General features: G+C 61.9%; 17 protein-coding genes. 3 read left to right on the top strand and 14 right to left on the bottom strand.

Going from position 1 to position 20426, the window contains the following annotated elements:
* Nucleotides 1-23: 23 nt before the first annotated feature.
* From atpD to DYST_RS15755, 12 genes are all read right to left on the bottom strand, one after another.
* The gene (gene atpD / locus DYST_RS15810; protein ID WP_102301696.1) at nt 24-1436 is read right to left on the bottom strand and encodes a F0F1 ATP synthase subunit beta; all 1413 of its coding nucleotides are present in this window, start codon (nt 1434-1436) and stop codon (nt 24-26) included.
* A gap of 127 nt (nt 1437-1563) precedes the next feature.
* Nucleotides 1564-2490, bottom strand: a complete 927-nt coding sequence (gene atpG / locus DYST_RS15805; protein WP_102301695.1) for a F0F1 ATP synthase subunit gamma — start codon at nt 2488-2490, stop codon at nt 1564-1566.
* A gap of 89 nt (nt 2491-2579) precedes the next feature.
* Nucleotides 2580-4130 (bottom strand): F0F1 ATP synthase subunit alpha, encoded by a 1551-nt coding sequence (gene atpA / locus DYST_RS15800; protein ID WP_102301694.1) that lies wholly within the window; start codon nt 4128-4130, stop codon nt 2580-2582.
* A gap of 93 nt (nt 4131-4223) precedes the next feature.
* On the bottom strand, nt 4224-4757 hold the full coding sequence (locus DYST_RS15795; protein ID WP_239946568.1) for a F0F1 ATP synthase subunit delta: 534 nt from the start codon (nt 4755-4757) through the stop codon (nt 4224-4226).
* Between the two features lie 3 nt (nt 4758-4760).
* The gene (locus DYST_RS15790) at nt 4761-5231 is read right to left on the bottom strand and encodes a F0F1 ATP synthase subunit B (RefSeq protein WP_239946567.1); all 471 of its coding nucleotides are present in this window, start codon (nt 5229-5231) and stop codon (nt 4761-4763) included.
* Nucleotides 5232-5314: 83 nt separating this feature from the next.
* Entirely contained in the window at nt 5315-5602 is a 288-nt protein-coding gene (atpE, locus tag DYST_RS15785) for a F0F1 ATP synthase subunit C (protein ID WP_199042133.1), read from the bottom strand.
* A 76-nt stretch (nt 5603-5678) separates the two neighbouring features.
* The gene (atpB, locus tag DYST_RS15780) at nt 5679-6512 is read right to left on the bottom strand and encodes a F0F1 ATP synthase subunit A (protein ID WP_239946566.1); all 834 of its coding nucleotides are present in this window, start codon (nt 6510-6512) and stop codon (nt 5679-5681) included.
* A 3-nt stretch (nt 6513-6515) separates the two neighbouring features.
* Nucleotides 6516-6881, bottom strand: coding sequence for an ATP synthase subunit I (locus DYST_RS15775; RefSeq protein WP_102301689.1), 366 nt, complete (start codon nt 6879-6881; stop codon nt 6516-6518).
* Nucleotides 6882-7127: 246 nt separating this feature from the next.
* The gene (locus DYST_RS15770; RefSeq protein ID WP_102301688.1) at nt 7128-7523 is read right to left on the bottom strand and encodes a phasin family protein; all 396 of its coding nucleotides are present in this window, start codon (nt 7521-7523) and stop codon (nt 7128-7130) included.
* Between the two features lie 153 nt (nt 7524-7676).
* Entirely contained in the window at nt 7677-8039 is a 363-nt protein-coding gene (queD, locus tag DYST_RS15765; RefSeq protein WP_102301687.1) for a 6-carboxytetrahydropterin synthase QueD, read from the bottom strand.
* A 169-nt stretch (nt 8040-8208) separates the two neighbouring features.
* Nucleotides 8209-10017 (bottom strand): amidohydrolase, encoded by a 1809-nt coding sequence (locus DYST_RS15760; protein ID WP_239946565.1) that lies wholly within the window; start codon nt 10015-10017, stop codon nt 8209-8211.
* Nucleotides 10018-10086: 69 nt separating this feature from the next.
* On the bottom strand, nt 10087-10989 hold the full coding sequence (locus tag DYST_RS15755) for a LysR family transcriptional regulator (RefSeq protein ID WP_239946564.1): 903 nt from the start codon (nt 10987-10989) through the stop codon (nt 10087-10089).
* Between the two features lie 321 nt (nt 10990-11310).
* Here DYST_RS15755 and dgcN point away from each other — a divergent pair, with 321 nt between their 5' ends.
* From dgcN to bhcC, 3 genes are all read left to right on the top strand, one after another.
* A complete protein-coding gene (dgcN, locus tag DYST_RS15750) occupies nt 11311-12354 on the top strand; it encodes an N-acetyltransferase DgcN (protein ID WP_239946563.1) in 1044 nt (347 codons plus the stop codon).
* A 69-nt stretch (nt 12355-12423) separates the two neighbouring features.
* Nucleotides 12424-13977, top strand: coding sequence for a serine hydrolase domain-containing protein (locus DYST_RS15745; RefSeq protein WP_239946562.1), 1554 nt, complete (start codon nt 12424-12426; stop codon nt 13975-13977).
* 47 nt (nt 13978-14024) lie between these two features.
* Nucleotides 14025-15182: a 3-hydroxy-D-aspartate aldolase BhcC gene (gene bhcC / locus DYST_RS15740; protein ID WP_239946561.1), complete on the top strand. Its 1158-nt coding sequence runs from the start codon at nt 14025-14027 to the stop codon at nt 15180-15182.
* A 52-nt stretch (nt 15183-15234) separates the two neighbouring features.
* Here bhcC and DYST_RS15735 read toward each other — a convergent pair whose 3' ends face one another.
* Together DYST_RS15735 and DYST_RS15730 are read right to left on the bottom strand one after the other, a co-directional pair.
* Nucleotides 15235-16821, bottom strand: a complete 1587-nt coding sequence (locus DYST_RS15735; RefSeq protein WP_239946560.1) for a tetratricopeptide repeat-containing sulfotransferase family protein — start codon at nt 16819-16821, stop codon at nt 15235-15237.
* A gap of 103 nt (nt 16822-16924) precedes the next feature.
* The gene (locus DYST_RS15730; protein ID WP_239946559.1) at nt 16925-20056 is read right to left on the bottom strand and encodes a TonB-dependent receptor; all 3132 of its coding nucleotides are present in this window, start codon (nt 20054-20056) and stop codon (nt 16925-16927) included.
* Between the last annotated feature and the right edge of the window lie 370 nt (nt 20057-20426).

Raw genomic sequence — 20426 nt, 5'->3', positions numbered from 1 at the left:
CTGCTCCAGGCGCCGTCAGAGGATCAGGCTGCCTTCTTGGCGCCCATTTCCTCGGCCTTCTTGATGGCCTCGTCGATGCCGCCGACCATGTAGAACGCCTGCTCCGGCAGGTGATCCACGTCGCCGTCCACGATCATCTTGAAGCCGCGAATCGTTTCCTTCAGCGGCACGTACTTGCCCGGCGAACCGGTGAACACTTCGGCCACGTGGAACGGCTGCGAGAAGAAGCGCTCGATCTTGCGGGCGCGCGACACGGCCTGCTTGTCGTCTTCCGACAACTCGTCCATGCCCAGGATCGCGATGATGTCCTTGAGCTCCTTGTAGCGCTGCAGCGTGCCCTGCACGCGGCGGGCCACGTCGTAGTGCTCGGCGCCGACAATGCCCGGATCGAGCTGGCGGCTGGTGGAATCCAGCGGATCCACGGCCGGGTAGATACCCAGCGACGCGATGTTACGCGACAGCGTGACGGTGGAGTCCAAGTGCGCGAAGGTGGTGGCCGGCGACGGGTCGGTCAGATCGTCCGCGGGCACGTAAACGGCCTGGATCGACGTGATCGAACCGGTCTTGGTCGAGGTGATGCGCTCCTGCAGAACGCCCATTTCCTCGGCCAGCGTCGGCTGGTAACCCACGGCGGACGGCATACGACCCAGCAGCGCGGACACTTCGGTACCGGCCAGCGTGTAGCGGTAGATGTTGTCCACGAACAGCAACACGTCCTTGCCCTTGCCGTGCTCGTCCTTCTCGTCGCGGAAGTACTCGGCCATGGTCAGGCCGGTCAGCGCCACGCGCAGACGGTTGCCCGGCGGCTCGTTCATCTGGCCGTACACCATGGCCACCTTGTCGAGCACGTTGGAGTCTTTCATCTCGTGGTAGAAGTCGTTGCCCTCGCGGGTACGCTCACCCACGCCAGCGAACACGGACAAACCCGCGTGCGCCTTCGCGATGTTGTTGATCAGCTCCATCATGTTCACGGTCTTGCCCACGCCGGCGCCGCCGAACAGGCCAACCTTGCCGCCCTTGGCGAACGGGCAGATCAGGTCGATGACCTTGATGCCGGTCTCCAGCAAGTCATTCGAGGTCGCCTGGTCGGCGTAGCTCGGAGCCTCGCGGTGGATGACCCAGTGATCCTTGGTGTCGATCGGGCCGGCTTCGTCGATGGGGCTGCCGAGCACGTCCATGATGCGGCCAAGGGTTGCGTTGCCAACCGGCACCTTGATGCCTTCGCCAGTGTTGCGGGCCACGAGGCCACGCTTGAGGCCATCGGTGGAACCGAGGGCAATCGTACGGACGATGCCGTCACCCAGCACCTGCTGGACTTCCAGCGTGATGTCGGTGCCGTCGATCTTCAGCGCGTCGTAAACCTGCGGCACCTGATCGCGTGCAAACTCCACGTCGATAACCGCGCCGATGATCTGTACAACTTTGCCCTGACTCATGGATGTGCTCCGGATGGATCTTTAGTGTTTTGGACTACCCGCGCCCTGTGACGGTCGCGTGGTTTTAGTGAACAGTGCGGCCATGGATGGCCGCCCATTTGATCTTCGCGCTCATGGATGAGCGCATTTATACAGCCGCGGCGCCGCTCACGATTTCCGAGATTTCCTGGGTAATCGCAGCCTGACGCGCCTTGTTGTAGATCAGCGTCAGTTCGCCGATCACCTTGTTAGCGTTATCCGAAGCCGCCTTCATAGCGACCATGCGCGCGGCATGCTCGCTGGCGAGATTCTCCAGCACACCCTGGTACACCACCGACTCGATGTAGCGACCCAATACGAACTCCAGCACGCTGGCTGCGTCGGGTTCGTAGATGTAGTCCCAATCGTGCTTCTGCTCGAGCTTGAGGCCGGCCACCGGGAAATCCGGCGAATTCGGCTGACCCTCGGCGCTCACCATTTCCTGCGCCACCACCGGCAACGGCAGCAGCGCGTGGATCGACGGCTTCTGCGTCATGGTGTTGACGAAATCGTTGTGCGCCAGGAACACCCGATCCAGCTTCCCGCCCGTGTAGGCATCGAGCAGCACCTTGATCACGCCGACCAGGTCGTCGACCTTGGGCTTCTCGCCGAGGTGCGTGGCGCTGCCAATCAGGTTCACGCCCTTGAGACGGCGGAAGAACTGGACGGCCTTCTGGCCGACGGCAACGACATCGATCTCTGCGCCCTTTTCCTGCCATTCCTGAATGATCGGAAGCAGGCGACGGAACAGATTCGAATTCAGACCGCCGCACAGGCCGCGATCGGTGCTGACGACCAGGAAACCGACGCGCGCCACCTTCTCGCGTTCCTGCAGGAACGGATGGCTGAAGTCAGTGCTGGCCTGGGCCACGTGCGCGATCACCTTGCGCATCGAGCGCGCATAGGGACGCGAGGCCTTCATCAGATCCTGCGCCTTGCGGATCTTCGAGGCCGAGACCATCTCGAGCGCGCGCGTCACCTTGCGCATGTTCTGCGTGCTCTTGATCTTGGTTTTGATTTCGCGTCCGCTTGCCACGTTTGCCTCAACCTAGTGGGTTAGTGCGATCCCGGTTGTTTCACCGGAGTGCGGTACGGCCGTATGGACGGCCGTACACCCTTTACTGCTTACCAGCTACCGGTCTTCTTGTACTCGTCGAGCGAGGACTTGAAGGTGGCTTCGATGTCGTTGTTCCAGTCACCGGTGGCGACGATCTTCTTCATCAGCTCGCCATGGTTCTGGTGCATGAAGGCGTGCAGGCCCTTCTCGAACGGCAGCACCTTGTTGACCGGCAGGTCATCGAGGTAGCCCTTCTCGGCGGCGTACACGGACAGGGCGAGTTCGGCGATGGAGAGCGGCGCGTACTGCGACTGCTTCATCAGCTCGGTCACACGCTGGCCACGATCCAGCTGGGCACGGGTGGCCGGGTCGAGGTCCGAGGCAAACTGCGCGAACGCAGCCAGCTCACGGAACTGCGCCAAGGCCAGCTTCACGCCACCGGACAGCTTCTTCACAATCTTGGTCTGGGCGGCACCGCCCACGCGCGACACCGAGATACCGGCGTTCACGGCCGGACGGATGCCGGCGTTGAACAGATCGGTTTCCAGGAAGATCTGGCCGTCGGTGATCGAGATCACGTTGGTCGGCACGAACGCGGACACGTCACCGGCCTGCGTTTCGATGATCGGCAGCGCCGTCAGCGAACCGGTCTTGCCCTTCACTTCGCCGTTGGTGAACTTCTCGACGTACTCCGCGGAGACGCGAGCTGCGCGCTCAAGCAGACGCGAGTGGAGATAGAACACGTCGCCCGGGTAGGCTTCGCGACCCGGCGGGCGCTTCAGCAGCAGCGAGATCTGGCGGTAGGCCACGGCCTGCTTGGACAGATCGTCATAGATGATCAGTGCGTCTTCGCCGCGGTCACGGAAGTACTCGCCCATGGCGCAGCCGGCGTACGGCGCGATGTACTGCAACGCAGCGGACTCGGAGGCCGAAGCAACCACCACGATGGTGTTGGCCAGCGCGCCGTGCTCTTCGAGCTTGCGCACCACGTTGGCGATCGACGAACGCTTCTGGCCGATGGCAACGTAGATGCACTTAATGCCGGAGTCTTTCTGGTTGATGATCGCGTCGATAGCCAGCGCGGTCTTGCCGGTCTGGCGGTCGCCGATGATCAGCTCACGCTGACCACGGCCGATCGGGATCATCGAGTCGACAGACTTGTAGCCGGTCTGCACCGGCTGGTCGACCGACTGGCGCCAGATCACGCCCGGAGCGACCTTCTCGATCGGCGAGCTGGTCTTGGCGTTGAGCGGACCCTTGCCATCGATCGGGTTGCCCAGCGAATCGACAACGCGACCCAGCAGTTCCGGACCGGTCGGCACTTCGAGGATGCGGCCGGTGGTCTTGGCGGTGTCGCCTTCGCGCAAGTGCTGGTACTCGCCCAGTACCACGGCACCGACCGAGTCACGCTCGAGGTTCAGCGCCAGGGCGAACGAGTTGCCCGGCAGTTCGATCATTTCGCCCTGCATCACGTCGGCCAGGCCGTGGATGCGCACGATGCCGTCGGACACGCTGATGATCGTGCCTTCGTTACGTGCTTCCGCGCCGAGCTTGAACTGCTCGATGCGAGTCTTGATCAGTTCGCTGATCTCGGACGGGTTCAAGGTGGAGCTGGACATGGGTCGATATCCTGAGATTTGAGTCTTTTTTTGAAGAGTCCAGCCATCGATGGCTGGTTTTTGCTCTTCGCGAAACGGACTTCGCTTAAATACTTATGCCGTCAGCGCGCGGGTCATGCGCGCCAGACGTCCACGGGCGGAGCCATCGATCACTTCGCTGCCGGTATCGATCACCACACCACCCAGCAGCGATGCATCGACCTGGGTTTCCAGTTCGATCTCGCGCTTGAAGCGACGCTTGAGCGATGCCTTGAGCTGTTCGGCTTGCGCGGCGTCCAGCGCGAACGCACTGGTCACCTTAACCAGCAGCTGCGACTCGGATTCACGCTTGTACTGTTCATACAGCTTCGCGATTTCCGGCAGCAACGCCATGCGACGGTGCTCGGCCAGTTCACCCAGAAAACGGGCGAACGGTGCGTCGGCAGCCACGCCCTGCGGCAGATGCAGCGCAACGAGCTGCTCCGGCGACACGCGGGGATCGTTGCCGAAACCGGCCACGCGCGGATCCTTGGCCACTTCTGCGGCAAAGATCAGCGCCTGCGACCAAGCGCCAAGCGAGCCGGCCTCATGGGCCAGCTCGAAGGCAGCACGCGCATAGGGGCGGGCGAGGGTGATTGCCTGCGCCATGGCTTAGATCTCGGACACAAGCTGGTCGAGCATCGCCTTGTGGGCGTTGGCATCGACTTCACGCTGCACGATCTTTTCCGCGCCCTGGATGGCCAGACGGCCAACCCAGCCACGCAGCTCTTCGCGCGCACGCTGTTGCATGCTCACGATTTCCTCGGCGGCATTGGCCTTCACGCGGTTGGCTTCGCCGATTGCTTCGGCGCGAGCCTTGTCCACGATCTGGTTGGCCTGCTGCTGTGCGCGCTCGACGATCTCGTTGGCCTGCTGACGAGCCTGCTTGATCTCGTTGGCGACCTTGGCGTCGGCATCCTTCAGTTCGGCGCGCGCCTTTTCGGCGGCGGCCAGACCATCGGCAACCTTTTTCTGGCGCTCTTCAATCGCGTGATTGAGTTGCGGCCAGATGAACTTGGTGGTGAACCAGACCAGGATGGCGAAAGAAACCATCTGGCCCAGGAAAGTCAGATTGATATCCATGAGCTTTCCAATTAACTCCGGTAACGCGTTAAACCGCCCATCGTCGCAGCGGATGTCCGCTGCGACGACTCAATTCGCGCCGATTAGTGACCGGCGGCGGCCTGCACGGCCGACAGCAGCGGGTTCGAGAAAGCGAACAGCAGCGCCACGGCCAAGCCGATGATGAATGCAGCGTCGATCAGGCCGGCGAGCAGGAACATGCGGCCCTGCAGCAGCGGAACCAGTTCCGGCTGACGGGCAGCAGACTCGAGGAACTTGGAACCCATGATGGCGATGCCCAAGCAAGCGCCCAGAGCGCCGAGGCCAATGATGATGCCGATGGCGATGGCGGTCAGGCCCTGCACATGGGTAAGAAGTTCGGCGACGTTCATGGAATTCTCCTATGGATCTTTCTAAAGAGTGATAAAGGCAAAGCGGTTTAAAGCGGAACCGGATGGAACAAAAAACTCAGTGATGCTCGCGCGCCGTGGCGATGTACACGATGGTGAGCATCATGAAGATGAATGCCTGCAGCAGGATGATCAGAATGTGGAAGATCGCCCATGCAGTGTTGAACAGCACGCCCGGCAGGAAGCTGATCCAGCCCGCGAACAAGCCCGCGATCAGCATGAATACCAGCTCGCCGCCGTACATGTTGCCGAACAGTCGCATGGCAAGCGACACCGGCTTAGACAGGTATTCAATGACGTTCAGCGCGAGATTGAACGGCATCAGGATGATCTTGACGACGATGTTGTCCGCATGGAACGGAGCAGTGAGCAACTCCCAACCGAAGCCGCCCGCACCCTTCGCCTTCACGCCGTGCGCAAGCACGATGAAAAACACGGCCAGGGCCAGGCCCAAGGTGGTGTTGATATCGGCGGTCGGCACCCAGCGGAAGAACGTGTGGTGGGCCACTTCGGCACCGGCGGCAGTCTTCACCGTCCAGCTCGGGGCATCCAGTGGCAGCAGGTCCATGGCGTTGAGGAAGACCACCCACATGAAGATCGACAGCGCCAGCGGGGTCACCGTACGGCGGTCGCCGTGGAAGGTGTCCTTCACCTGGGTGTCGACGAACTCCACGATCAGCTCGACGAAGGCCTGACCCTTGGACGGCACGCCCGAAGTGGCCTTGCGGGCCTTCAGCCAGAACCACAGGCAGAACACGGCGCCCAGCAGGAAGGCCACAAGGATCGAGTCCACGTGGATCTTCATGAAGGCACCATCACCCAAGCTCACCGTGTTGTGGTGAAGGTGATGCTGGATGTATTCCGTTAGTCCGCCCTGCGGCTCGCTTGCCATGTGTTAGCCCTTGAATCTGAACGCCAGCAGATTTATTGCGTAAGCAGCCACCAGCCCCGTGATGGCAGCTAGTGGCGGTAATTTCCATTGACCGAAGATCGCGACGAGCCCTCCGCCGATCACGATCCACTTCAGGACCATGCCTGACATCACGCGCCACATCGTCATGCCGCCACCACCCAGGCCCCTGAAGGTACGCCACGCCAGTAGCGCAGTACCCAGCGCCACGAGTGTGGCGCCTGCAGCGGCCGCCAAAGCTTGGCGCGGCCCCTGCAAAAGGAAGGTGAGTGCCAGGATCACCGCCACGGCAAGCTGCAGCAAGAAAATGCGCAGCGCCAGACGACGACCGGAAGCAAGACTGTTGATCACGTGACGTTCCCGTGCGGCTTCGCTCTAGGCGGCACCGAACCAGCTACGGGCCACGGTCCAATCCCAAAAAGTATATCAGCGAGGCATTTACAGCGACAAGCCGCGCTTGCCGCGGCATCTTGTCAACAGGCGATTTCGTTCACAAAACGATTGGATCGTGAGAAATCGCGGATAGAAAAAGGGCCGGACAATCGTCCGGCCCTTTGACGCAACTGGGGGGAAGAAGCGCTGCGTCTGCAAACGGCCTTACTTAGCGGCGGCAGCAGCCTTCTTGACGGCAGCGACCGGCGCGGTCACGGCGTCGTTGGCGGCCTGCTGCTGTTCCTGCACGAGCGCGCTCAGCGACTCAGCAGTTTTCTGCGTCACGGCGATGATTTCCTGGGTCACGGACACGGCGCGCTCGGCATTCTCGCGACCGGCGGTGGCAGCCTTTTCCCACAGAACACGCAGGCCATCAGCATCACGGGTTTCGAAGGCACCACTGATGAACTCAGCGGCAGCTTCGGACTGCTTCTCAAGCGCACGGATCTGCAGTTCGGCGACCTGCTCCAGGCCCTTCAGGGCGACGGCCTGGGCCTTGAAAGCGCTGTCAGCCAGCTGCTTGGCGTAGGCAAAAACCTGGGCGTTCAGTTGCTGCGTCATGACTTGGTCCCTCGACGGGAATTGGGGTAGTGGCACGCACCCTACCAAGTCATTTTGTGCATTGCAATATATTTTTTCTGAACAAGCCTTTATGTCACAGAAAATTCAATATTACCAACACATTACATTGAAACGATCTAATTTTGCGCCGCGTCAAAAACTGTCACGACTGCAACTGGCACCCGAGGTACAGGTCTCGTGCACGACCACCTTATCCAGACCCGGCAGCGCGGGTTCCAGACGCTTGAAGATCCAGCGGCAAAGCATCTCGCTGGTCGGGTTCTCCAGGCCTTCGATGTCGTTGAGGTAGTGGTGGTCGAGCTGATCGAACAGCGGCGCAAACGCCGCCTTGACGTCGGCAAAGTCCATCACCCAACCGAGCGTGGGATCGGGCTCGCCCTCCACGTGGATCTGGATGCGAAAGGAATGGCCATGTAGCCGCGCGCACTTATGGCCTGGCGGCACGTTCGGCAGACGATGGGCTGCCTCGATGTGGAATTCTTTGAAGATATGCATGAAGCCATTCTACCGCCTCGGCCGCGTGCAACCCGGTTTGAGCCCGTTAGATGCTCTGCCCGTGGTCCACCCACGGGCCGATTACCGCAAACGAAAGCATGCGGGGCAACCCAAGGATGGCGAGGGCACTAAAGACCGAGAGCACCTGTCCACGACGCTGACCCCAAGCTCATTCGGCGTGATCGAACTCGGGCATCGCGTCGAATAGCTGCCCCTTGTGCCAGCCATCTGCGCCGGGACGTTGGTACACGATCTTGCCGCCGACGATGGTGTAGAGCACTCGCGTACGCAGAATGTCTTCGGCGGGCAGGGTCAACAGGTCGCCGGAGAACACATCAAGATCGGCCAACTTGCCCGGCGAAAGGGAGCCTAGCTCGTGCTCTTGAAGCATGGCGTAGGCGTTATTCCAGGTGTAGGACTGCAGTTCCTGCAACCGGGTCTTGGCTTGTGCGGGGTAGAACGTCTTCGTGCCGTGGCCGTAGGCACGGGTGACGCCGCAGTAGAAGTTGGGAATGGGGTTGGTGTCTTCGACAGGCGTATCGGTACCGTCCAGCACGATGACTCCGCTGTCGATAAGTGTCTTCCAAACGTAGGCACCCTCCTGCGCGCGCTTCTCACCAAGGTGAGGCACGACCATCGGCGCATCCGAACACGTGTGGATGGATTGCATCGAAGCGATGACGCCCAACTCCGCAAAACGCGGGATGTCAGCGGGATCCAGATGCTGTGCGTGCTCGATGCGCCAGCGCAGCGCCGTCGCAGCGGGGTATTGCGTAAAGACGTTCTGGTAGAGATCCAACAGTTCGCGATTCGCGCGATCACCGATAGCATGGATGGCCATCTGAAATCCGTCGCGCGCGGCGATCTTTGCCATCTGAGCGATGTCGCTCATCGCGGTGACGTTCTTACCGGTGATGCCGGGAGCGTCGTTGTAAGGCGCCAGGAACCACGCGCTGTGCGTGCCCAACGCACCATCGGAGACGTCCTCACCCAGGCCGAGCACGGTGAAATGGTGGTCGGCATAGCCGGCAATGCGATAGTCAACGAGATGCTTGTCGAGCTTGTCGACCGACTTCTCATCGATGTACACGTACAAACGCAACGGCTGGCCCTTGGCGAACTGCTGCTTCATCCAGTCGACCGTCTCGAAACTCTCACCCTGGTCAACGAAGCTGGTGATGCCCTTGCTGACCTCGTTCTGCACGGCCAGTTGCAAGGCGCGCTCGCGGTGTGCCGCCCGGTCGGCCGCGGGCAACGAGGTCACATAACGGTCGTACGCGGCAAACACGGGGTCGGCTGCACTGTCGCGCAGCATGCCCATGGCACGGCCTTGCGCATCGCGCACGATGGTGCCGCCCGCAGGGTCGGGCGTGGTGTCGGTGATGCCGGCGAGCTTGAGCGCCTGCGCATTGGCATAGATGCCGTGCCCGCTGGCGTGGTTGAGCAGCACGGGGTTGTTGGGCGAGATCGCATCCAGTTTCGTCGGCAACGGCAGCCCATCGACATTCGGCTGCGGCACCTTGTTCCACTTTGCTTGCTGCCAGCCCTGGCCGATGATCCACTCGCCAGGCTTTGCCTTGGCCACAGCCGCCTTCACAATCGAGACGATCTCGTCCCAGCTGGCAGCCTTGCCCACGTCTACCTGCATCAGTGCTTCGCCGGTATCCATCAGGTGGCCATGGCCTTCGATGAAACCCGGCGTAACGAAGGCGCCGTGCAGGTCCAGCACCTTGGTTTTTGCGCCGACGTAGTGCCGAATCGCATCGTCGCTGCCGAGTGCCGCGATACGCCCATCGCGAACGGCCAGCGCCTGCGCGTGAGGTTGCAGCGGATCAAGCGTGACGATAGTCGCATCAAGCAGCACCAGGTCTGCTGGCTGCAGCGGCGGCGGGAAGCCACGGATCGGTGCGTTGTCCGCCACACTGGCGGCGGAGAAAACCAATGCGATGCCTGGAATCAACAGTCGGAACGACTTCATCGAATCCTCCATTCGCTGCGCGAACGTTATTTGGTGAGGTTACCGGTTACCGCACGCTCCGTGCCTTCTTCAACTTTGCGCGAGCATGAGCTGGGCGAGCTGCCGCACGATATCAAGGAACCGCTTCTGCACCTGATTCAATGGGCTGTCGGGCCGATGCATGGCGTACAGCACGACTTCGAGATGTGGCTTCAGCGGACGGATCTGCACGCTCTTGGGGCCGCCGCAGCGCGCGGTGAAGGGATCGACCAGCGCCAGGCCTTCGCCCTTGGCGACGAGGGAATGCGCCAATTGGTAGGTCTGCACCGCGACGTTGATCTTCGGCTCCGGCTCGATCTTGGAGAGATGGCTTTGCAGCATGCTGCCCAGAGCATCGCGCACATTGATGCCGATCATCGGTTGGTTGGCCAGCGCGCCAATCGGCAACGGTTGTCCCAGTTCCTCTTCGGGCCACCAGCCGGGCGGGGCGATCACCATCACCTGACCGCGGCACAGCACCCGTTGGCGAAGATTGTGGTGCCCCGTGTCCTGCAGCGTGAGCCCGATGTCGGTTTCGAGCAGCGTCAGCGACTCGCACATCGCCGCCGAATGCTGCGTGGACAATTCGGCCACCACATCGGGAAACGCCTCGCGCAGCAGCATCACCGCCGAAGCCAGTAGCGTCAGCGCCAGCGTCGGCGTGCAGGTGACCCGCAACGGGCAGTTGCCCGGTTGACTCATATTCTTGGTCAGGTGTTCCAGGTCGTGCACGTCCTGCACGATCTTCTCGATCCGGTCGCGCAGCAGCAGTGCCTGCTGCGTCGGCAACAGGCGTCCCCGCACGCGACTGAACAAGGCAAAGCCGAGCCGGTCTTCGGCGTTCTGCAGCGCCTTGCTGGCCGCAGGCTGCGAGATATCCAACAGCTTGGCCGCACCGGTGATGCTGCCGGTGGTCAACACGGCATGAAAGAGCTCGATATAGCGCAAACGCATGTAGCTTCCGCACCTCTCTCTGTGTCCCGCGATGTCGCCGACCGAATGGCCAACGGCGCGATGGCGTTTCCGCATCATCCGCGTTGCGCATTCACTTTGCAGAATCTTTCGACGTTCCCCTGTCCCCATCCTCTCAAGCTTGCGGGTCTTCGCAAAGGTGCCATTTCTCACAGACGTGCAGCGATGCGTGCGTGGTGTGGTGCCGACTACAACCCTGAGTTATGCCATGTACGTGTTTTTTCATTGGTGAGCCGCAGGGGCGCGTGGTTATGCTGCCCAAACTGTCTGACGCCGATCAGAAAAGGTGGGAGTCCGGAACGCATGTCTGACCGCAATGAAGCGACCGGCATCCTCCGTTGGGGGCCGCCGTATCTGCTGTATATGGGTGGCGAGGCCGATGACCTGGCCATCAAGACAGCCAGGGGACTGGCCTACTGGCGACCGGAGTGGTGCATCGGACAGTTTCGGCGCAGCAACTGCCCACTGACCCTGGGACTGCCCGACATGAATCCGGTTCAGGCCAAGGCTGCCGGCGCAGACACCATGGTGATCGGCATTGCCAACGTCGGCGGCATGATGGCGCCCGAGGCGGTCGGCGACATCATCGCCGCGCTGGATGCCGGCCTCAATGTGATTGCCGGCCTCCACCAGAAGCTGCGCGACAACAAGGACATTGTTGCGGCAGCCCGCGCTAACGGCAGGGCCTTGTTCGATGCGCGCGACGCCAACCGTGCCATTCCCATCGGCAACGGTCGGCGACGAGCCGGCCGGCGACTGCTAACCGTGGGCACCGATTGCTCCATCGGCAAGATGTACACCACGCTGGCGATCGAACGCAGCATGCGCCGGCGCGGCCTCAGCGCGGACTTTCGCGCCACGGGCCAGACGGGGATGTTCGTCGCCGGCGATGGCATCGCCGTCGATGCCGTCATCGCCGATTTCATCTCGGGCGCCGCCGAAATGCTCTCGCCCGCGCGCAACGACGGCGGATGGGATCTCATCGAGGGTCAGGGGTCGCTCTTCCATCCGTTGTACGCCGGCGTATCGCTGGGCCTGCTACACGGCTCCCAACCCGATGCACTGGTGCTGTGCCACGAGCCAACGCGGAACCACATGCGTGGACTCCCGGAATGCCCGCTCCCGGATCTCAAGCACTGCCTGGAGGCGAATATCACGGCCGCTCGCCTGACCAACCCGGCGGTCAAGGCGGTGGGGGTCGCGCTCAACACGTCAGGCATTGCCGAACACGAAGCGCTCGCCGCATGCCGGGAGATTGAAGACCGACTCGGACTGCCCTGCCAGGATCCGGTCACCATGGGCGTCGAGGCTATCGTGGATCATTTGCTGGCGAGCTGCGTGGACTGAGTGCCACGGGGAAGTTCAGACCGGCATCATCCATGCCGCTGGCACGACGGCACCGATAGGGGAGAACGCATGCGCCGTTTCATCCGATCCACTTTCTGCGCGTCCGCGTTGATGCTGCTCGGGAGCATGGCGCATGCATCCGCGCCTGACACATCCTCTCCAGCGGAGTACGACCGGCTGGTCGACGCCGTGGTGGCCCGCTATCACCTGCCGGGCATCGCGGTCGGGGTTATCGACGATGGCAAAGTGGTTTACACGCGCGCCGAAGGCAAACTCGCGTCCGGCAAGCCCATGGATGCGGACACGCTGTTCGGCATCGCCTCCAACAGCAAGGCCATGACCTCCACCGTGCTGGCGCGATTGGTGGAGAACGGCAAGTTACGCTGGGACGATCCGGTCACGAAGTACCTGCCGTCGTTTCGCATGTACGACCCGTGGGTCACCGCCAACATGCGGGTAGGCGACCTGCTGGTGCATCACAGCGGCCTGCCCGAAGGTGCCGGTGATCTGATGCTGTGGCCCACGCCCAATCAGTTCACGGCCGACGACGTCGTGGCCGGCCTGCGCTATCTCAAACCGGCCTACAGCTTCCGGGCGGGCTACGCCTACGACAACACCTTGTACATCGTTGCCGGCCAGGTCGCCGCCGCCGCTGGCGGTGCGCCCTATCCCACGCTGCTGCGTCGAGAGGTGTTTCAACCGCTGGGCATGAACCGCTGCCAGATCGGCACATGGAACCGCGATGAGGTGGGCAATGTGGCCGATCCGTACCTTCTGCACGACGGCCACTTCGTGCCGGTACGCGCCGACGGCCCCATCGTGCATCCCGCGACCATGGACGCTGCCGGCGGCGTGCGCTGCAGCCTTAACGACATGCTGACCTGGGCCAGCAACTGGCTGGTACCGACCCAAAAGCAACTGGCATGGCTGTCGCCGGAACAGCGCCGCAAGGAATGGACCGCCTATACGCCCATGCCGATCTCGGCGCGTCGCCACGCCTGGGATGGCACGCTTTTCTTAGGCTATGGCTATGGCTGGCGCATCGCCGATGTCGATGGGCAGATGACCGTGTCGCACACCGGCACGCTGTCGGGCATGTACTCCGCGATGACGCTGCTGCCGTTCCGCCGGAGCGGTTTCGTCGTGCTGATCAACGCCGACGCCGAAGACGCGCGCAGCGTGTTGATTGAAGTGCTTACCAAACAGTTCACGGCGCCCGGCAAGGCGCGCAGCGTAACCAGCTATGCCGATGAGCTGGAACACGATGCTCAGCAGCAGCGCACATCCCACGTTCCCGACACGTCCTCCCGGAAGAAGGCGACGCCCACCGAACTCGCCGGCCAACTTGGCGTGTGGCGCGACCCGTGGTTCGGCGAAGTGCAGCTTTGCGCACAAGGCGATACCGTGCGCTTTGCGTCACTGAAGTCGCCATTGCTGACGGGACAGGTCATGCGTGTCGGCGATCGCTACCTGGTGCACTGGGATCGCGACGAGATCGAAGCCTGGCTGCGCTTTCCGGAACACGCTGGCGGTACGCTGCGCATGGCCAAGGTCGATCCCGACGCTGACTTCAGCTCCGACTATGAAGATCTCGCCTTTACCCGCGAACATGCGTGCAAATAAGCAAGTAGCATCCGTAATGAGAACGAAACGGAACGCCGGAGATACGCATGAATGCGCCGTTTGACGGCCTTGAGCTGGGCTATGACGTACCCGCGTTGCCGGGCATGGATGAGGCGGATATCCAGACGCCCTGCCTGATCCTCGATCTTGATGCGCTAGAGCGAAACATCCGCAAAATGGGCGATTACGCCCGCACGCACGGCATGCGCCACCGCAGCCACGGCAAGATGCACAAGTCGGTGGATGTGCAGAAGCTGCAGGAGCACCTGGGTGGCGCGGTTGGCGTGTGCTGCCAGAAGGTATCCGAAGCGGAAGTGTTCGCGCGTGGCGGTATCCGGGACATCCTGGTTTCCAACGAGGTGCGTGATCCCGCCAAGATCGACCGACTCGCCCGCCTGCCGTCCTGGGGCGCCCGGATCATCGTGTGCGTCGACGACCTGGCGAACGTCAGCGAGCTGTCCGCCGCTGCGCAGAAGCACGGCACCACCTTGGAATGCCTCGTCGAGATCGACTGCGGCCAAGGGCGCTGCGGCGTCGACACTCCCAGCGCCGCCACAGCGATCGCACAGGCCATCGCTGCCGCACCGGCCCTGATATTTACAGGCATCCAGGCCTACCAGGGCGGCATGCAGCATCTGGAAAACTATGTGGACCGCAAAGCGCAGCTCGACGAGGCCGTCGTCCGGGTCAAGGCCGTGGTCGAAGATCTGCGCGCCGCCGGGCTCAAGCCTGAGCTCATCTCAGGTGGTGGCACGGGCTCGTACTACTTCGAATCCGGTTCCGGGGTTTACAACGAGCTGCAATGCGGCAGCTATGCCTTTATGGATGCAGATTACGGACGCATCCTCGACAGGCACGGACATCGCATCGACCAGGGCGAATGGAAGAACGCACTTTTCATTCTGACGTCGGTGATGAGCCGTGCGAAGCCCGGTCAGGCGGTCTGCGATGCGGGGCTCAAAGTGCAGTCCGTCGACAGCGGCCTGCCCGTGATTCATGGCCGCGACGATGTGAAGTACGTCAGCGCATCCGACGAGCACGGCGTTATTGAAGATATGCACGATGTCTTGCGCATCAATGAAAAGCTGAAGCTGATCCCCGGGCACTGCGACCCAACCTGCAACCTGCACGACTGGTATGTCGGCGTGCGCAACGGCAGGGTGGAGGTGGTGTGGCCTGTCTCCGCGCGCGGGAAAGCCTATTGAGGCGCGCGGCATCCAAGCCGATACGCATTGCTGCGCGATAACGCTGCCTTCTTCAATCCACCAGGACGCCAGCATCACGCAGGCGCCGGCGCAGGGGATCGAGCCGATCACCATATCGCGCACTGCGCGCGGTGTTGCGTAGCAGAGGTTGGCGCACCTGGGCGGCACTCGGCGCGCTACGCACCGCGCGCTGCGTCTTATGAAAATCGAGGCAGGCGGGGTCGAATGGCAGGTTACAGAATTCCAGCAAGCGACGGATCACCGTCTCCGGCTCGGCCTGCAAGGCCTCGTATTCAAGATCGAACACTTGCGTGGGATATCGGTCGAGCCACAACCGCGTCAGGCGAAGGAAGTCGATGCAGTAGTCGGCCATTTCATCGAGATCGCTGCCGAAGCCGTTCTTCTCACTGAAGAGTTGACGGTAGCAGGCCAAACAGGTTTCCACCGGATCGCGCCGAACGATGACCACGCGCGCGGCGGGTAGCATGGCCAGCGTGGAGCCGACGAGATACCAGTTGAGTAGATTTTTGTCAGTGAACCGTGGCCTGGCTTTGCGCCAGCGCTCGGTTCGCGCGAGATACTCCTGACCCAGGCGGTGCCAATCCTGCGCGGTGGCGTCGGCCGTCCACAACGGGAACGCAGAGCCACGTCGCTTGGTTTCCGCGTCGATCACCCGGGAAAGATCGCTGATCTCGTTCGCGCCTGTCACCTCCGGATGCGAGGCAAGAATCTGCTCGACCAGGCTTGAACCGGAGCGCGGAATGCTGGTGATCAGAATGACTTCGTGGCCCAGCTTCTCATCCAACGGTGGCGGCACCTCTTTCATGGGCGCCGCGGCGATGGCCTCCACGCGTCTGCGTTCGCCCGCGGCATCCCATGGCGTCCGTTGACGCCTCGAGGTGTTGGCTAGCCGGAAGGCATCAAACGCCCGTGCATAGTCGCCCTGATCTTCCAGCGCCTTGGCTAGGGCAAAACCCAACAGCTCGCGATGACGCGCCGGCAGGTCACCGCGTACCAGGGCGCGCTCAAGACAGGCCACGTCCAATGCATCGAAGCGCGCGGTATTGAGATTGGACAAGCCGAACCATGCTTCGGCGTTGGCGGGCTCGCGTTGCACCACGTCCCTGAAGCCCATGATCGCGGCATTGATGTCACCAAGGCTCGCTTGCGCCTTGGACAGAGACAGTCGCGCGGACACATGTGCCGGATCTATCTCTAGCGCGTGTTGCAAGGCCGCGACGGCTTCTTCGGTATGCGCCTCCCTCACCAAGGCCTCACCGAGGTTGAACCATGCCGGTGCCGACCGCGGCTGCAGTTCACAGGCATGCCGCAGATGCATCAACGCCTTGTCGATATCGCCGCGTTCAAACAGCGCGATACCGAGGCAAACGTGCAGATCGGAATCGTCAGGCCATACCGCCAGCACGCGTCGAAAGCACTCGATAGCCCGCACGGCGTCACCGCGACGCTGCGCCACCATGCCCAGCATCCGCATTGCTGTCGGCTCATCGGGCGCCAGAGCCAACACGTTGAGTAATGACCGCTCCGCGGCATCGAAGGCACGGTGAGCCCATTCCTCGCGTGCCCTTGCCAACATCCGCTCGGCCATCGGTGGAAGCGTCGGTCGAGGTTCGCTCATGTCGTCACCGGAAGCGGTCGGATCAGCTGACTATACACAAGGCACAAGGGCGAAAAAAAAGCGCCGAGCGAGGCCCGGCGCATGGGGAAATGACGGTGCATCATCAGAAGTCGTAGGCGACGGAGAACCTCACATAGCGGGGCGCCACGGTGTCCTGTACACGTCCGTAGTCTGGATTCGGGCTGGATGTCGTGCCGTAGAAGTCGTTGTAGAACACCGGCGTCTGCTGGTTGAACAGGTTGATGACTGCCAGATTGAAGTCGAGCTTGTGATCTGACCAACCCGGCTTGTAGTCCACGTTGAGGTTGACCTGATGGGTCCATGGCAGACGACCGAGCGAGCCCGGCGGAACGGGTACGCCACCACACCAGTAATAGGTGTGTGAGCCATGCAGGGCGAGCTGATCCGGGCCGTAGCCACCACGGCAAAGGCGCGGTGTGCCGGATGCCATGTAGATGTTGGCGCCCACCGCCCAGTCTTTGGCGATCTGGTACGCGCCGTAGAACTTGATCTGATGCTTGCGATCGTTGGGCAGGACACCGGAGGAATACTCCATGCGCTCCGGGAAATCCCACGCGGTGGTGAGTGATTCGTAGGAACCACCCTGCTGCGAATAGGTGCTTACCGGGCCCTCATCGTTGCCCCAGGTACGGGAGAACATGTAGTCGAACTTGGCAAACCACTTGCCGTCCCACGCGTGTTCCAGTGACAGGTCCAGCGAGTAGTAACGGCGTGTCGCTGCCTTCGGAAACCCCTGATCCTTGGCAGTCACCGTCACTGGCGCGAGAGCACCACTGGGCGACTGCATCAACAGCTTGGCGGTCTCCCCTGGATTGACCAGTACCAGGCTCTGTGCCCACTGACTGCAGGTATCTGCCGTCATATAGGCATAGCCCTGCGCGCGTCCGGCCGCACACTCGATCTGGATGTCATCGAAGTCGTCGATGATGCGATCCATGCGCTGATACGTACCGGTGGCGCCGAACACCCAGCTCGTTCCCAGCATCTCGAACTGCTGCTGCATGCCCAGCACGTAGTTGTCCGAGAACTCGGCCTTGATGTTCTGCGCCGTGGAAACGCGCGGGTCCTTCGCCTGGCCGTACTCGCTATCGATCGATACGCCCGTCGACGGGTTCTGCGGTAGCGGCGTGAAACCGGTCGGCGCGCCCGTGTTCGGATCGATCCCGGTGTAGGTGCCGTACACGCCGGCGTTCGTGACCGGAGCGGCGATGGACAGCGCCACCTGTTCCGGCAGCGCAAGGTAATAACGGCCGGCGTTGCCGAACACTTTCAGGGACGAATCGCCATGCACGTCCCAGCTGAAGCCCAAGCGTGGTGCCCATTGCGGCTTGGTCAACCGGATATAGGGCACGCCGGAAGCGTCGTAGTTGGTGAACTGGTCGTTGCGCACACCCAGGTTCAACAGCAGGTTGGGTGTGACCTGCCAGTTATCCAGCACGTACTGGGCGCGTTGCGCGACACGAACGGAAGCCACGCTGATGTCGGTGTGTTGTTGCACGAAATAGCAACGCACTACGCCGGTGGAATCAGGGTGGCACTGCGTCGATGGCGCGACGTAGGGCGGCACATTGGGGCTCACGCCAAAGACGGGCGAACCCGGGTCGCTCTCCCCATAAATCCATTGATAGCCCGGGCCCGGATCTACAGAACCATCACTGATGTCGCGGGAGTTGATGTTGTCGATGCCAACCTGAAAGTCGTGGTCGCCTAGCTTGTAGTCCAGGTTCAGGCGGTAGTTGGTCACCGATTCTTTGTGGTCGGGATCGGCAATCGAGGAGTTGACCTGCGAGTTCGAAATGCCGCCGGGCGGCGAAAATGCCGGATCCTGCTGTGAGTTACTGGCGATGTGCGGCAGCATCGGGTCGTAACCGGGATACCCGGGCTGCCCGGTGTAGTACGTGCCGTGCATCTTGCCGACCGTGGCATTCAGGGTCAGGTCGTCGGTGATGTACGAGGTGTAGTTGGCCACCCAAACCTTGAAGGTGGTCCGGTTGATCTGGTCGAGGCTGTTGAAGTCACCCTGTTTCAGGGTGTTGTAGTCGAAGTTGTAGATCGTCCCATCAGTCTTGTGCGCGTTCTGCAGGTAGGTCGCGCTCAGGACGTTGCTGTCGTTGATGTTCCAGTTCAGTTTGGTATAGAACTTGGGATCCTGCACTTTCCACGTTTCGGTGGTGGCGGTGCTGCTGAACTCCGAAGTCGTCCGGTAGTTGGTGTTGTCCTGCTCGGCACCGACGAAGAAGAACAGCTTGTCCTTGATCAGCGGACCGCTGATGTAGGCATCGTAGATGTTCTCGCTGCTGCTGTTGTTGTTGCGGAAGATGGCCAGATCGCCGGGCTTGTTGCCCGCATTCGTCACCAGCGGATTGGCGTAGTAGAAGTTGTCGGGGTCGGCGCGCATGCTGCCCGGCTGCCACAGGGCGCGCACGCCGAAATGCCAGTCGTTATCGCCGCTCTTGCCGATCTGGTTAATCACGCCGCCGATGGAGCGGCCGTACCTGGCGTCATAGCCGCTGGTGAAGGTCTGCTGCTGCTCAATGGCGCCATACGGCAGGGAAATGCCGCCCTGATTGTTGAGCAACTCGGTGGTGTTCATGCCATCGAGGTAGTAAGCGTTCTCCGCTGTCGACGCACCACCGAACACCAGGTTCGGCGTGCCCAGCGGGCCGCCACCTACCTCAGGCGAGCCCAGGTTGACGCCCGGTGCCAGCAGGGCGATGTTCTCGGCGGTGCGCTGCAGAGGCAATTGCTGCAACTGCTTGGCGGTGATCGTCGTCACCTGATTGGTGGTGCTCACGTCGATAGGCGGCAAGCTGGTGCCAGTGACGCTGACTGTGCCGAGCGTCTTGGCCCCTGCCGCAGCCGACGATACGGCGAAATCCACCACCACCGAACCCGCTGCCACCGGACTCACGCCGCTGCGTGAGTCCACGACCTTGCCGTCCTGCAGGAGCGACACGGTATAGGAGCCAACCGGCAGGGTGACCGAGTACTTGCCGGATGCCCCCACATCGATGCTGCGATTGAAACCCGAGCCACCGGTGATCTGGATGGTTTCACCTGCAACGGCAGGAACGGTTCCGTAGATGGTGCCGTTCGTCGCCTGTGCCGACGCAGTGCCTGTGAAGCCCAGCGTGACCGAACTGATGGCCAGTGCCAGCGCCTTGCGCCGGAGGCCATTCTTTCCATGCAACGAACGCAAGGACGTTACCTTCATGATCTGCTCTCCCCAGACAATGAAACCCAAGTGGTGCTGCCTCGATGAAGTCCTGGCGTGTTGCTTCACGTATCGGCAGACACCCAACGCTTACGGCCATAACCGCCGCGGCTCCCCAGCCACGGAACGGTATGTCTCCCGAGCATACTCATCGCCCTGAGGAAACCACCAATGAAAAGACCTGCATCCGGCATAGCCTGGAGTTATGGTTATCGTCGTCACGGCGGCTCGGAATTAGCCGTCCGAAGCGATACCCGGAAAGGACGATACGTGCGTCCGTGATGCGCGATGGGTCGGAGACTTGGTTTGCCCTACATGGTGTCAAACGCCATGTACGATGCATGCTCATCGCCGACCGGCGTGCGCCCGT

The sequence above is a fragment of the Dyella terrae genome, assembly GCF_022394535.1.
In the GTDB taxonomy this organism is placed as follows: domain Bacteria; phylum Pseudomonadota; class Gammaproteobacteria; order Xanthomonadales; family Rhodanobacteraceae; genus Dyella.
Note: the sequence above shows the minus strand (reverse complement) of the source record. Positions and strands in the feature narration are given on the sequence as shown.